13 protein-coding genes are annotated in these 14,364 nt (G+C 61.4%); 9 read left to right on the top strand and 4 right to left on the bottom strand.

The genetic code is table 11. From position 1 onward, the window contains the following. Window positions 1–3: 3 nt before the first annotated feature. Complete coding sequence (locus ACZ5C7_RS21095) at window positions 4–2,670, top strand: efflux RND transporter permease subunit (RefSeq protein ID WP_464378219.1); 2,667 nt, start codon at window positions 4–6, stop codon at window positions 2,668–2,670. A 294-nt stretch (window positions 2,671–2,964) separates the two neighbouring features. Next, window positions 2,965–4,086 carry a hypothetical protein gene (locus tag ACZ5C7_RS21100; RefSeq protein ID WP_464378220.1) on the top strand — a complete coding sequence of 374 codons (1,122 nt, stop codon included), beginning with the start codon at window positions 2,965–2,967 and terminating at the stop codon, window positions 4,084–4,086. A gap of 16 nt (window positions 4,087–4,102) precedes the next feature. On the opposite strand, the gene ACZ5C7_RS21105 is transcribed toward ACZ5C7_RS21100, so the two are convergent. Next, window positions 4,103–4,741, bottom strand: a complete 639-nt coding sequence (locus ACZ5C7_RS21105) for a TMEM175 family protein (protein WP_464378221.1) — start codon at window positions 4,739–4,741, stop codon at window positions 4,103–4,105. Between the two features lie 173 nt (window positions 4,742–4,914). On the opposite strand from ACZ5C7_RS21105, the gene ACZ5C7_RS21110 reads away from it, so the two are divergent. From ACZ5C7_RS21110 to ACZ5C7_RS21120, 3 genes are all read left to right on the top strand, one after another. After that, window positions 4,915–5,394: a hypothetical protein gene (locus ACZ5C7_RS21110; RefSeq protein ID WP_464378222.1), complete on the top strand. Its 480-nt coding sequence runs from the start codon at window positions 4,915–4,917 to the stop codon at window positions 5,392–5,394. Between the two features lie 117 nt (window positions 5,395–5,511). After that, window positions 5,512–7,122 carry a spermidine synthase gene (locus tag ACZ5C7_RS21115; RefSeq protein ID WP_464378223.1) on the top strand — a complete coding sequence of 537 codons (1,611 nt, stop codon included), beginning with the start codon at window positions 5,512–5,514 and terminating at the stop codon, window positions 7,120–7,122. 177 nt (window positions 7,123–7,299) lie between these two features. Further along, window positions 7,300–7,746, top strand: coding sequence for a response regulator (locus ACZ5C7_RS21120; RefSeq protein WP_464378224.1), 447 nt, complete (start codon window positions 7,300–7,302; stop codon window positions 7,744–7,746). 196 nt (window positions 7,747–7,942) lie between these two features. Here ACZ5C7_RS21120 and ACZ5C7_RS21125 read toward each other — a convergent pair whose 3' ends face one another. Both ACZ5C7_RS21125 and ACZ5C7_RS21130 read right to left on the bottom strand, forming a co-directional pair. Next, complete coding sequence (locus ACZ5C7_RS21125) at window positions 7,943–8,161, bottom strand: hypothetical protein (protein ID WP_464378225.1); 219 nt, start codon at window positions 8,159–8,161, stop codon at window positions 7,943–7,945. 104 nt (window positions 8,162–8,265) lie between these two features. Then, window positions 8,266–9,096 carry a TrmB family transcriptional regulator gene (locus tag ACZ5C7_RS21130; protein ID WP_464378226.1) on the bottom strand — a complete coding sequence of 277 codons (831 nt, stop codon included), beginning with the start codon at window positions 9,094–9,096 and terminating at the stop codon, window positions 8,266–8,268. Window positions 9,097–9,481: 385 nt separating this feature from the next. Here ACZ5C7_RS21130 and ACZ5C7_RS21135 point away from each other — a divergent pair, with 385 nt between their 5' ends. Then, entirely contained in the window at window positions 9,482–10,276 is a 795-nt protein-coding gene (locus ACZ5C7_RS21135; RefSeq protein WP_464378227.1) for a TrmB family transcriptional regulator, read from the top strand. A gap of 198 nt (window positions 10,277–10,474) precedes the next feature. Here ACZ5C7_RS21135 and ACZ5C7_RS21140 read toward each other — a convergent pair whose 3' ends face one another. Beyond that, window positions 10,475–10,837, bottom strand: a complete 363-nt coding sequence (locus ACZ5C7_RS21140; protein ID WP_464378228.1) for a DUF7344 domain-containing protein — start codon at window positions 10,835–10,837, stop codon at window positions 10,475–10,477. Between the two features lie 162 nt (window positions 10,838–10,999). On the opposite strand from ACZ5C7_RS21140, the gene ACZ5C7_RS21145 reads away from it, so the two are divergent. The 3 genes from ACZ5C7_RS21145 (at window position 11,000) to ACZ5C7_RS21155 (ending at window position 14,314) form a co-directional block, all read left to right on the top strand. After that, window positions 11,000–11,989: an NAD-dependent epimerase/dehydratase family protein gene (locus ACZ5C7_RS21145; protein WP_464378229.1), complete on the top strand. Its 990-nt coding sequence runs from the start codon at window positions 11,000–11,002 to the stop codon at window positions 11,987–11,989. 344 nt (window positions 11,990–12,333) lie between these two features. Continuing rightward, window positions 12,334–13,140, top strand: coding sequence for an FkbM family methyltransferase (locus tag ACZ5C7_RS21150; protein WP_464378230.1), 807 nt, complete (start codon window positions 12,334–12,336; stop codon window positions 13,138–13,140). A 112-nt stretch (window positions 13,141–13,252) separates the two neighbouring features. Beyond that, complete coding sequence (locus ACZ5C7_RS21155) at window positions 13,253–14,314, top strand: NAD(P)-dependent glycerol-1-phosphate dehydrogenase (RefSeq protein WP_464378231.1); 1,062 nt, start codon at window positions 13,253–13,255, stop codon at window positions 14,312–14,314. The last annotated feature ends 50 nt before the right edge of the window (window positions 14,315–14,364 follow it).

Raw genomic sequence — 14,364 nt, forward strand, 5'->3', positions numbered from 1 at the left:
TGAATGACCGACTCCGATCGCCCCGACGACCGCCTCAGCGACGACGGTCTCGCCGAGGGCGGGTCCGGCGACAGCACCTTCGCCAGCGACGGCGCTCGAGGCGGTTCGGGACGCACCGGCCGAATCGGGGGCCTGTTCGGTTCGCTCTCGAGTCACGTCGGCTCGCTGGGCGGCTCGAGCGGGAGCCCGGACGACGGCCGCGGAAGCGACCCGTTCACCCGGCGGGTGAATCCGCTGATTTCGAAGCGCCCGTGGACGATCGTCATCGTCTTTCTCCTGCTGACGGGCGTGTTCATGGCCGGAGCCGGTATGGGCGACGGCGGCCAGGAAGCCGGTGCCGATCAGTTCGCCGACGACACCGAGGAGGCCCAGGCCTACGAGGACATCCAGGATGACTTCGGCGAGACGGGCCACGAGGAGGGGGGCACGACCGCCCAGTTGTTCGTCGAAGACGATCGCAACGTCCTCTCTCAACCGAACCTCTTGCGGATGCTCGAGTTCCAAGACGAGATCGAGACCCGCGACGGCCTCCGCGTCGAGTCCTCGACGAGCCCCGCATCCCTGGTCGCACAGCAACTCGATCCCGAAGCGGAAACGTCGGAGGAACAGTATCGGGCGGTCAACAGCGCCTCACAGCGCCAGATCGACGAGGCGATCGCCGACGCCGACGAGGTGGCTGGACTCCCCGTAAGCACCGACTTTACGCGCGAATCGGCACAGGCGAACGTCGCGCAGGTGGCGATCACCTACGACACCGCGCCGATGGCCGATACGGACAATTACGCGGATCTGCAGTACGAAACCGAGGAGATCGCCAACGAGGTAGACGGCTTCGAAAGCGGCGAGAACATCGTCATCTTCGGCGACGCGATCATCGAGGAGGAAACGCTTCAGCTGCTGGGCGATACCGCTATCGTCGTCTTCCCGGCCGCGATCATCCTCATCATGTTCTTCCTGCTGGTGGCCTATCGGGACCCGATCGATCTCGGACTGGGTCTCGTCGCGCTCGTGATGACGATGATCTGGACGTTCGGCTTCATGGGATTCGCGAACATCCCCTTCTCGGACTCCCTGATCGTCGTCTTTCCCTTACTGTTAGCGGTCGGGATCGACTTCGGCATACACATAATCAATCGCTATCGTGAAGAGCGGGCCAAGGGCGTCTCGATCGGCGAGTCGATGACCGTCACGTCGGCACAGCTGACGACCGCGTTCCTCATCGTGACGATCACGACCGTCTTCAGCTTCGCGGCGAACCTCGTCAGTTCGATGGACGGAATGCAAGACTTCGGAATCGTCGCCGCCTTCGGGATGATCTTCACGTTCCTCATCTTCGGCGTCTTCCTCCCGGCGGGGAAGGTCGGCTTCGACCGGCTCCGCGACGGAACGCGCTTCCCCGAGTTCGGAACCACCCCGTTGGGGCGCGAAGACTCCTACATGGGGAAGGTCCTGCCCGTCGGCGTCCACATCTCGAAAGTAGCACCGGTCCTCTTCCTCGTGGCGATTCTCGTCGTCGGCGGCGGTGCCGCGGCCTACGGGACCGGCGTCGACACCGAGTTCGACGAAGAAGCGTTCTTCCCCGAGCAAGATCGCGTCGATCAGTACCAGCACTTACCCGGCCCGCTCTCGCCCGGCGAGTACACCTTCATGACCGTCCTCGATTACATGGAAGAGGACTTCGAGCAGGGAATGCAGGGGTCGGTCACGATCTACGTCGAGGACGGGGACTTACGATCCGATACCGCCCTGAGAGACATCAATAGGGCGCTCGAGAACCCGCCAGACGAGTTCCAGAGCGAGGGAGGACAGGCCGATGCAGATAGCGTTCTCTCGGTCATCGAGTCCCACGCCGCGGAGGATCCCGAGTTCGACGCGGTCGTCACCCGATACGATTCGACGGGCGACGAGATCCCCGACCGAGACGTCGACGTCGTCTACGACGAACTGTTCGACTCCGAGGCAAGCGGTGAGGCCAGCCAGCGGCTGACGACCGATCGCGGCGCGGCACAGATCGACATCATGATCGACGTCGACGCCGAGCAGGACGAGGCCGTCGTCGCCGCCCAGGAGACCGCCGAGGAGATACCCATGGACGCGACGGCGACCGGCCAACTCGTCATCTTCGAGTCCGTAATCGACGAGACCACCGACGCGTCGATCAACAGCCTGATGATCGCGTTCCTGCTGACGGCCGTCTTCCTCGTCCTGACCTACTGGTTGCTCGAGGGTCGAGCGGTCTACGGCGTGATCAATCTGATTCCGGTGTTGTTGACCGTCGCCCTGCTGGCCGGATCGATGCGGTACTTCGACATCCCGTTGAGTCCGATCAACGCGCCGATCCTCTCGGTCTCGATCGGGCTGGGGGTCGACTACACGGTCCACTTCATGCACCGGTTCGTCGACGAGTTCGAGGACGGCAACGACATCCACGAGGCGCTGATGGTGACCGTCCGCGGAACGGGCGGTGCCCTGACCGGGAGTATGCTCACGACCGTCTGCGGGCTCGGCGTGTTGTACGTCGCGTTGATCCCGCTCATCATGGAGTTCGGCTTGCTCCTTGCGCTGGGCGTGTTCTACGCCTGCTTTACGTCGATCCTCGTGCTTCCCTCGGTAATCGTCGTCTGGGATCAATTCGAGAACGGGGGTATCGACCTGCCGACGTGGCAGTGATCGAGAGACGGCGGTCGATCGACACGCTGACATCTCGAAACTGCCGCTCGAGCGAGATCCCGAACGTTCGGACTCGAGACACACTCCACAGCCCGTACGGTCGGACTCGAGACACACTCCACAGCCCGTATGGTCGGACTCGAGACACACTCCACAGCCCGTATGGTCGGACTCGAGACACACTCCACAGCCCGTATGGTCGGACTCGAGATGATCGGGTGCTGGCAGCAGCCGGAATCTGCGCCCCGCAAAAAGGAAGTAATTTGCTATTGGAACGACTAGTTCAGATATCTCATGTATAACCGTCGTGCGTTGCTGAAACAGACCGGTGCTTTGGCGACCGCAGCGACGGCCGGGCTCGCGGGCTGTCTGGAGGTTCTCGCGTCCGTCGACGAAGAGCAACCCCCAGCGTACATCGATCGACTCGGCACCGACGACGACGGCTGGGTCGATTTCGGCTACGTCGACTGGGACGGACTGACGGCGGTCGCACGCGACGAAGACGCTGCCGAGGAGTACGAGGCACAATTGAATCTCGGCGAAGTGATGCACGGCTATCCGCTCGAGGGGATCACGGCGCTCGCCGAACGGCTGACGGTCGAACTCGCCGGACCGGGGCTCGAGGGCTTGCTCCGGCCGTATCCGTCGTTCGGGGAGTTCGACGACGAGCGCGACGAAACCGAACCCGAGGAGGAGTACGACTCGACGGTCGAAGACGTCCTGGCGGTCAACGGAGCGCTCGTCCTGTCGGGGTCGATCGACATCGAGGAAATCACGGCCGTGTTGACGGAGCCGCCCGAGGAAGACACGCTTCGTCGCGAGTACGAACGAACCGACGTCCTGGAGGGCTACGACATCTACGCGCCGGCAGACGGGGAGTTCGGGCTGGGTGATCCGACGCTTGCGGTCAGCGAGGACGCGATCGTTTCCGCGCAGGGAGAAGACGGCATCGAGCCGATTACGGCGGTTATCGAGACGGCGACCGGCGAAAGCGCCCGCGCGTCCGAGACGGTCGAGGAGTTCGAGTGGCTGCTAGACCATGCCGGGGACGGCCACATCGTCTTCGGCGGCTACGGCGAACCGACGGACATTACGGTCGGAAAATCGATCGAACGACACGACCGTTGGGGGAACACGAATGCGGTCGCGAAACCCTTCTCGCAGTTCGAACTCGTCAACGGCGCTGTGAGTTCGATTACGTTCGAGGAGCAGGCGACCATGAACGCCGTGTTCGCCGCCTACTACGAGTACGATACCATCGACGATAGCTTCGAAGCGACGCTCAGGGGACGCCTCGCCTCGAGTGCGACGGAGCGGTCGGTCGCGGTGAACACCGATGTACACCGCGTTCTCGCGACGGCGACGTGGAGCGGGGAATCCGAACACGACGACGGAAACGAATCGGTCGAGGACTAACTCGAGAAAACAGACATCACTCCGTTTCTGCGACCAACTGCGGGTCCTGATATCGTCTGGTCCACAGCACCTGCAGCGGGAAAATCAGTATCGGAACGAAAAACGCCGCGGAGAGGTTCACCGCGGCCACGCCGATCGAGACGAGAAAGACCGCCGGCGCGATGAGGCCACGGAGCGTGATCAAGAATCCCGTTCGATCGTCGATGGCATCGCTGGTGAACCCGCGCCGATCGGCGTACCACCACAGGATCGTCAGGACGATTCCGACGAGCGAGATGTTGATCGCGTACAGCGTCCAGGTGAGGTGCGTGCCGTAGACGCCGAGCAGTTCCGTCGGGTACGGAAGAAAGGAGACGGCGAGCAAAAAGGCGAGATTGAGGTAGAGCAACAGCCTATCGTGGCGGACGATCTGTCGAAACAGGTTGTGGTGGACGATCCAGTAGATGCCGACGACGCCGAAAGAGAGCAAGTAGCTGAACAACAGCGCCTGCTGGTCGGCCAGCGCTCCTGGAAGGTCGGCCGCGGCGCGATCCGCCTGCACGTCCGGAACCTCGAACTGGAGGACCAACAGCGTGAGAACGATCGCGAACACGCCGTCGCTCAGCGCCTCCATCCGATCGGTCGTCTCTCCCTCGAGCATGCGCACCTGCACCATACCGTTCCCGTCGACGGCGATACGCAACAAGCCAGTGGGTTAAGCAGTGGGTTAAGGCGACAGATATCGGGTTGAGACGACCAGCAGTGGATTGAAATATTCGGCTCGAATGAGGAGAATCGATCGAGCGATCTCCCCCGTTGGTTCATACTCGTGGTCGTCGTACAGTCCCTATGACTCGCCGCGTCTCTCGAGCGAACATTCTCGACGCCGTCCTGCGGGAACTTCGACGCATCGTCCTTTCGGTCCGCGGCCGATTCTTCTCGCGGCCGAAACCGCTCGAGCCGTCCGTACTCGTTCCGCTCAGCCGAGCGGAAGCCGAACGGACCCTCGGCGAACGTCACTTCGAACCGAACTGGGACATGTCCTTTTCGTACTTCGGTGAGGTACTCAACCTCCGTCGGGTGGAGTACGTCACCGATCATCCGACCGGCTACACGTGGTGGCAGGTCCACATCCGCGGCTATCATCACCCGGAAGGCCTCGAGTTGACCGCACACTTCGAGACCGACCCGAGCGAGACGCCGGACGCCCACGTAGATCGGGTCGGGATCGACATCGACCGCGGACTCGAGGAGTTACAGGCGGTGCTCGAAGAGCAGGGTATCGAGTACCGGGAGCTGTCGAAGGCGGACGTCGCCGCGCTCGCCTGACTCGAGGAGGCCGTGAATCGACCCGTACGGGCTCGGCGGGCCGTCAGCCGACGACCGATCGACTCGGGGATGCCCCATCCAACAAGTACACAACGGCGGACCGATTGAGATTCGACAATGGACGTTCGGACGCTCGCGTCGTACCGGTTAACTAAGCCCGAACTCGCGGTGTTCGTGGCGGGTATCGCGAGCATGGGTCTCGAGATTCTGGCGGGACGTATCGTCGCACCCCAGTTCGGCAGTAGCATCTACACCTGGGGGAGTATCATCACTATTTGTCTGGCGGCGTTGAGTCTCGGCTACTGGCAGGGCGGCAAACGGGCCAAAACCGCGACCAACCGCGAGATGTCGTGGATCCTCTTCGGAACGGCAATCTACATCGCCATCGTGATCTACGCGAGCGACCTGCTCTTGCTCTACACGTCGACGATGCCACTCAGCGCGCGGTACGCGTCGATTCCGGCCGTCATCGCCCTGTTCGGGCCGCCGACGTACCTGCTCGGATTTATCAGCCCCTACGCAGCGGAACTGTGCAACAAGGAAGGCGTCGGCGAAGCGTCCGGCCACGTCTACGCCGTCGGCACCATCGGGAGCATTCTCGGCAGTACCCTCACGACGTTCGTTCTGATCCCCGAACTAAGCGTCGAGCGGATCGGCCTGCTGTTCGGGTTCCTCCTTGTCGCGACCGCGCTGGCGCTCACGCTTCCAAACTTCTCGCGAAACTCCGCCGGTGCGGCGGTTATCGTTTCCCTCCTGCTCGTCGGCGCGGCGGTCGGAAGCGCGAGCGCCTTCGATCCGAGAGGCGACGTGGTCTACCAGACCCACACCGGCGAACAGGAACTCGAGGTGATCGACGACGGCGACACGCGAACCATGTACCTCGACGGATCCAGACACAGCGCGCTCGACACGGAGAACCCCGATCAGCACGTCTTCGAGTACACGAAATACTTCAACATTCCGCTGTTGATGAACGACGGGCCCGAAGAGATGGACGACGTCCTGTTTATCGGCGGCGGCGGGTACACCGGCCCACAGGAGTTCGAGTCGGAGTACGACGTGAACGTCGACGTGGTCGAACTCGACGGGGACGTGACCGACGCCGCAGAGGAGTACTTCGGCCTCGAACACGGCGAGAACCTGACCACCTACGAGGACGACGGCCGCCAGTACCTCGCCGATATGGACGACTCCGAGGACGGCTACGATCTGATCGTCCTCGACGCCTACAAGAAGGATCAGGTCCCCTTCCAGCTAACGACGGTCGAGTTCATGGAACTCATCTCGGATCGACTCGCCGAGGACGGCATCCTCACCGCGAACGTCGTTTCCTCGCCGACCGGCTCGGCGGCCGAGTTCTACCACGCCCAGTACAAGACGATCGACCAGGTCTTCCCGGACGTCTACAGTTTCCGAACGTCCGATCGGAACTCCGTCCAGAACGTTCAGGTCGTCGCGACCAAAGAGGAGACCGACTTCAGCCAAGCCGACCTCGAGCAACGAAACGACCACCGCGATCTGGCCGTGGACCTCGAGGGGGCGCTGGATAACTACATGGACGACCCGGACGTCGACGGTGCGCCGCTGTTGGAGGACGATTACGCACCCGTCGACAGGCTCCTAGATCCGATGATGGGCCAGCGGTACGTCATCGAGGAGACTGACGATCCGACCGAACTGGAATCCACAGCCTCGAGTTCGGCGATGGCCCCGATAGTACACCAATAGCCCACCGGGGAAGAGGTCACACTCGAGTCGCGTCCAAACCCGTTCGAATCCAAAAGTGCTAAACAGTTCTGAGAAGGGGTCAGAAAGCGCATAATCGGGTAATCGGCCGCCCGGACTTTGAGCAGTGCCAAAGCATGTAGTGGGTACTCTTACGTTCCCGACACGCTAACAGCGGGTGTGAAGAATTTGAAGCCATCTCAGTCACCGACGATCCTGCTCGTCGAGGACAACCCGGGAGACGTCCGACTGACACGGGAAGCGTTCAACAGTTCGGCGTTCGATGCGACGATAGACAGCGTTGCGAACGGCGACGAAACGCTTGCGTATCTAGCGGAGTGCGGCGATTCTCGACCCTATCCACAGCTCCTCTTGCTCGACCTGAACCTGCCGAGAACGGACGGGTTCGACGTTCTCGAAGAGCTCCAGGAAAGCGACGAACACCCGAAGTTTCCGATTCTCGTACTCACGAGTTCCGAAGCTGACGAGGACATCCTCAAGAGTTACAAACTGTCTGCGAACGCCTACCTCACGAAACCGAAGAGCCCCGACGAATTCGTGGAAATGGTCGAAACGATCGAATCGTTTTGGTTCGATGAAGTTCAGCTTCCGCCGTCGCTTTCCTAACGTTCCCAACGAGTGACAGTCTCCTCGCCGTGAACGGGCGAGGTCGTCCGAGAGAGCGAAGTTCTCTCGCGATAACGAAAGGTCGAAGGTCGTTCGAACGACTTTCCTACCGCAAGCTGGGATAGCCGCCGTTTTCTCACTCGAAAGTACTCGCCGTTCGCTCACGCAGAACTATCCGGTATTCTATCGTTCGGAGCTAGTGGCTTCGCTCGTCGTTCCATCCGGGTCGAGAGACCCGCCCGGCGCCTCGAGCGGCCTCGAGAAGCGCCCGCGCCGACGGTGCCTCGAGGCAGGGCGAGCAGCACAACGTCGCCGCGGCCTCCTGAGACTGGTGTGGACCCCGCGGAATCGGATAGCCGCAGTGAGCGCACTGCCGTCCGATACCGTCGTGCTCGTGTCGAGAGCGGAATGACATAGGGGGTGCTCGACGGGCGGCGAAAAAGAATCCCGTACGATTCCGGGAACGAGTCGAGAACGTCGTTCGAACGGGACCGAAGCCGAACGGGAGACGCGACGGCTTCACGGTTCGTCAGTCCCGGGATCATCGACGGGTGAGAGACCGGTCGCCATCAAGCGTCGCGCGATCGCCACGAGACCGTTATCGAAGCCGCGACCGAAGACGGCTTGCTCGTGTTCTCGAGCGTTCTCGGCCGATCCGTGGAAGGTGCTCACCAGAATCGAACTCCGGTCAACCAGGAGTAAGCGACTGATTTCCGTATCGTCGCTGATCCAGGGCGAGTCGCTGAGCCATTCGAGACCCGAGACGAAGACCTCGGATTCGGGGAGCTCGTCCTGTACCCGGTCGCGGACCGTCTCCGCGGTCGTTCCGATAATAACCGACACATCGCGCTGGTGAGCCGCCTGAAGCTGGGAAACGAGCTGGTCGGTGAAAATGGCCTCGTCTCCGAGTACGAAGATCAACTCGTCTTCGGCGTCGTCGATCAGTTGTTGGGTCCGACTCGTGATTCCCGTCGAGTCCGAGAGCGCCCACACTTCGTGTGTGACGTCCGTCTCGGCGTCCGTCGACACCGAGTCGATCGCCTCGAGAGAGTCCCGAAGCGAGTCCGTCCGCGACTCGTACTTCTGTTGGAGCGTGTCGGCCGCCTCGCCGACTGAAACGGCGCGGAACTGCTGCGGGTTCGAGTGTTGGATCTCGACTAATCCGGCCGATTCCAGCACTCGAACCGCATCGTAGACGCGCGTTCGAGGAACGTCCGAGATTTCGCTGATTTCCTTTGCCGTCCCCTGCTGGAGACGCGTTAATGCGACGAACGATTTCGCCTCGTACTCCTGAAGCCCGAGCTGTTGGAGCAGTTCAACTGACTCTTCTTGATTCGATAGCTTGTCCATGGGTCCCAACCCTGCTACCAGTGATCCAGTAGCTGACTACGGTTTGATCCTCCACGTGAAAACACCTTCCGCTTGGTATACTCTCCCAGATCGCAGCCGAATCGATGACGGACCGTGTCGAACCAACCTGAAAGGGCCTCTTCCGACGAATTTCGGGAGTTACGCACACTTACATTTGCGAGTCGAGACGGGTGACCGCACATCTGCTGTGCTGACCGAAAAGCGATGATCCGCATCTTGTTCACTCAAATAATCACAACAGGAATATAGGGAAGGACTGTGAAGTGGGGAGTGGTACACAACTTCAGACTGGGTCCCAACCACGCTGGACTGTGTACCGAACTCCCCCGTTCGGGGGAAATTCTACCGCACATACTGTTCAATCATGTCCCCCGATACGTCGGATGGGCCGCGCTCGCTCGCCCTGAAACAACTCGAAGCGTTCGGGCTGAGCACCTACGCAGCCCGGACGTTCGTCGCCCTCGTCAGCCTCGGGGACGGAACGGCCCAGAACGTGAGCGACGTTTCTGAGGTGCCCAGAACGCGAGTGTACGACGCAGCCGACGAGTTGCACGATCGCGGCCTCATCGACATCCAACATTCGAGTCCCAAACGATTCGTCGCGATTTCGCCGGAAACCGCCGGAAACCGGTTTCGCCAGCAGTACACTCACCGGGCGAACGTGCTGACGGACGCACTCGACGGTCTCGAGCCGAAAAGCCGGACGACGGAACAACGCGGCGTCTGGACGGTTACGAACCGCGAACCGATCACCGACAGAGTGGTAACGTTCCTCGAGGAAGCAACCGACGAAGTCGTCTATATGACCGTCGAGGAACTCCTCACCGCGGACCTAATCGACGCCCTGCAAGCTGCGACCGAGCGCGGAATCACCATTCGATTGGCGGGTATGTCACCGGTCGCGACGGAGAAGCTTCGACAACACGTTCCCGAGGCCAACCCATTCGATTCGTTATGGGATTGGTCGGATATGCCCGCCGGACGACTGTTGATGGTCGATCAGGAGAAGACGCTGGCGAGCGTCCTCGTGGCCGAGGAGGGCGAAAATGCGACGGAACCTCGCGACGAAACGGCGATCTGGGGGACGGGAGAAACGAACAGTTTGGTGGTGGTGCTAAAGGCGATGTTTACCTGGCAACTCGACGGCAACCGGGGCTGAAACTGCGGATCCATCCTATCACTCGAATCGTCACATAATTGCTTTCCACGTCAGTTCCGTCTCTACCACTACGGTGGCATCCCACGCGGACGAAGCGTCATCGGTACTTGCAATGATATGGTTTCAATGACATCCGATGACAAACGTCCTGAAACGGAATCCGACGGCCTGACCGAGACGAGTGGAATGGGACCACCACTATTCGAAGCGTGTCGAAACGTACTGGAGAAGAGCCTCGAGGCGCTCGTGAGGGTGATATCGAACGAGCCCATCGTGCCGATCGTATTCGATGATGCCCGCATCATCGAATCTCGGGAGGTGATCGTGGTGAAGTTCGGTTTTGGCGCCCGCGTTATCCGCCGATTGGCGTGACGATAAAGTATTCGTCGCGTCCCTGGGCGACGGCTCGGTCCGTTTCGTCGCGAGAGCGTCAGCGAGTTCGTCGATCGAGACCGCGACACCACCGGTGTCACGGAGGTGGTGGAGAATCGTTCGCCGTCGTGGGTCGGCGATCAACCGAAGTATTGTCTCCGTCGAAATCGTCTGTGTGTCGGTGTTCATAGGTAGTCCCACCATGTTCTGACGGGACATCCGACCGCAGGAACATGGATGACTGGTTTTTCTTCCCTCCCTCGGAAACCAATGGCGTTGACCCGGATCCTCACACCATGGTTTCGGAGCTGGTTCACTACCGTTTTCCCGCCGACCGTCCTTGGAGACGATATGGAACGCGCATTCGTCATCGGCGGCACTCGATTTATCGGTCGCCATCTCGTCGAGGAACTGCTCGAGCACGGATACGACGTGACGCTCTTCAACCGGGGAAACCACGAGAACCCGTTCGCGGACGAGGATCGAGTCGACCACCTCGAGGGCGACCGGACGAACGATTCGGCGCTCGAGGTGGCCGCCGAGAACGTCGATCCCGACGCCGTCTTCGACTGCGTCGCCTATCATCCGAAGGACGTGCGGGCCGCGACGAGATTCTTCGACGACGTCGAGGCGTACGTCTACGTATCCAGCGGTGCGGCCTACGAAAGCGAGGAAATACCGAAACGAGAAGACGTGACGGCTCTCGAACCGTGTACGAGTGAGCAAGGAACCGACGACTCGAGGGACAGCTACGGGAACCGGAAAGCAGAGGGCGACCGGGCAGTGTTTGCGGCCGCCGACCGCGGCGTTAACGCCATGGCAGTCCGCCCTTCCATCGTCTACGGCCCTCATGACTATACCGAGCGACTCGATTTCTGGATCGATCGCGTGAATCAGTACGACCGACTCCTCGTTCCCGGCGACGGAACGAACGTCTGGCACCGATCTTACGTCGAGGACGTCGCCAGCGCGCTTCGGATCGTCGCCGAACGGGGCGAACCGGGCGAAGCGTACAACGTCGGGGATCAGCGACTCGTTACGCTCGAGGAATCGATCGAACTGATCGCATCCGCACTCGGGACCACAGTCGATGTCATCACCGCGGGTCCGCGCGAGCTCGCGGCAGGAGAGCTCGAGCCCGGCGACTACCTCTTCTATCGAGACTACCCCCACATCCTTTCGACGGCGAAACTCGCCGCTCTGGGCTGGGAGTCGACTCCGCTCAAGGAGGCGGTCGACCGAGCGGTCGCCGACCACCTCGAGAGCGACCGCGACGGAGCGGAGCACGATCCGGGACGAGCGTCCGAGGAACGAGTGCTTGGCGTCCTGGAGACGATGTGACGAACGAGGGACTCGAGGAGCGCGATTTGTGGCTTTAACAGATACATAAGCGTCGGACAGTCCGATCCGTATCGTCGTGACAGCACCGCAAACGGGGAGAACACGCTCGAAATTACTGACAAAGCATTGGTAATGGCGCGAAGCGAGGTTATGCAATAATTCTGTTAAGTGAAGACATCAGCCGCATCTCACGGGAATGAGAAAGTGTGTGAAAACAATTAAATGGTCGAGAGAAGCCGCCTTTATCGCCATCAGAGCCAATTAACGGCAGTTTCATCAGTACACAGTACCCTCAACTGGCAGATACAACAAAGCTTATTATCTCATTTCGAAGTGTCCCTTACATGGCAACTCCGCTCCATCGGGCGGTCGACATTTATCGCGACGACGGCATAACGACGCTTTCGGCGAAAACGGTCCGAAGCCTGCGAAGACGCGCGACGCTTGCATACTGGCGACTTCGAGGATCGCGAACGTTCGAATTCGGCGACACGGCGGCGACGTTCGACACTCGAGGCCGCGCCGCACGATCGCTCCAGATATTCGATAGCGGGGAACGGAAAATGGTCCAGGACCTGCTCTCGGAACTCGAGTCGGACGACACCCTCTGGGATATCGGCGCACACATCGGCTTTCACTCGAGTCTGGCTGGTCAGCGGATCGACCGCGTCGAGGCGTTCGAACCCACGCCGGGCACTGCGGGGAAAGCACGGGACCACCTCGATCGAAACGGCGTCGACGCAACCGTTCACGAGTACGCGTTGTGGGACGCCAACGAAGAGCTTACGTTGGATCACAAGAGCGCCGCAACCGGCGGAACGGGCTCGGTGACGGTTCCAGCCTACCGAGGCGACAGTCTCGTCGACGACGGCTTTCCGCAGCCGAACGTCGTGAAGATCGACGTCGAAGGAGCCGAACCGCGCGTCGTCGACGGAATGGCCGAAACGCTCCGTGACGAGCGGTGTCGAACGGTCTACTGCGAAGTCCATCGACCGGCCGTCGGCGATACCGAAGCCGATACCCGCCCGTCGGTCGAGGACCACGGCTCGTCGGTTTCTGAGTTCCTGGAGTCGATCCGAGATCTCGGTTTTCAGGTTGAGACGATCGAAGATCGGGGACTCGACATCCACATCAAGGCGACACAAACCTGAGCGCGGGAGAGAGGACAGGTGGGAGCGGTATCCGGCTCGAGAAGCGATCGAACGGGTGAACGATACGTCACGACGAGAACACCTTTATATCACGGCTACCCTCCACAGAGATATGTTCGATAAGTCGACGTGGATCCGCTTGCCACGCAACGTCGTCGTCGGCAAGGGCGTTCGCTCGCAGTTCCTCGAGGTCGTCGAGGACCTTCACCTCCAGGGACGGCCGCTGTTCGTCACGAGCCCGACGCCTCGAGCGGTCGCGGCCGATCCGATCGCGGCCGACTTCGAGGCCGCCGGGATCGATCCGGCGATCGTGACCATCGAGCGGGCGACGTTCGACGCCGTCGAAGAAGTGATCGAGACCGCCGAGACCGAGGACGTGTCCTACCTCGTCGGCATCGGCGGCGGGAAGGCCATCGACATCGCGAAGATGGCCAGTCACCACCTGAACATGGGCTTTTGTTCGGTTCCGACGGCGGCGAGCCACGACGGCATCGTCAGCAATCGCGGCTCGGTCCCGGACGGCGACACGCGCCACAGCGTCGCCGCGGAGCCGCCGCTGGCGGTCGTCGCGGACACCGAAATCCTCGCGAACGCACCGTGGGAGCTCACGACCGCCGGCTGTGCGGACATCATCTCGAACTACACCGCCGTGATGGACTGGCGGCTCGCCCACCGCCTCAAAGACGTCGAGTACTCCGGGTTCGCCGCCGCGCTCGCGGAGATGACCGCAGAAATCCTCGTTGACAACGCCGATCACGTCCGTCCCGGCCTCGAGGAGTCCTCTTGGATCGTCACCAAGGCGCTGGTCTCCTCGGGCGTCGCGATGTCCATCGCGGGCTCCTCGAGACCCGCAAGCGGTGCCGAGCACCTCTTTTCACACCAGCTCGATCGGCTGGCACCCGAGGCAGCGCTGCACGGCCACCAGGTCGGCGTCGGCTCGATCATGACCGCCTACCTCCACGACGGCGAGGACGGGATCTGGCGGGATATCGAAGCCGCGCTCGACAGCATCGACGCGCCGACGACCGCGGCCGAACTCGGCATCGACGACGAGACCGTCATCGAATCCCTGACGACGTGTCACGCGATCCGCGACCGGTACACGATCTTAGGCGACGGGATGAACGAGGAGGCCGCTCGAGAGGTTGCGAGGAAGACCGGCGTTATCTCCTGATCAACGGCAATCAGATCGACGAATCGATGTCTCCGACGCGGAGGCCTTTG

The organism is Halostagnicola alkaliphila, from assembly GCF_055379965.1.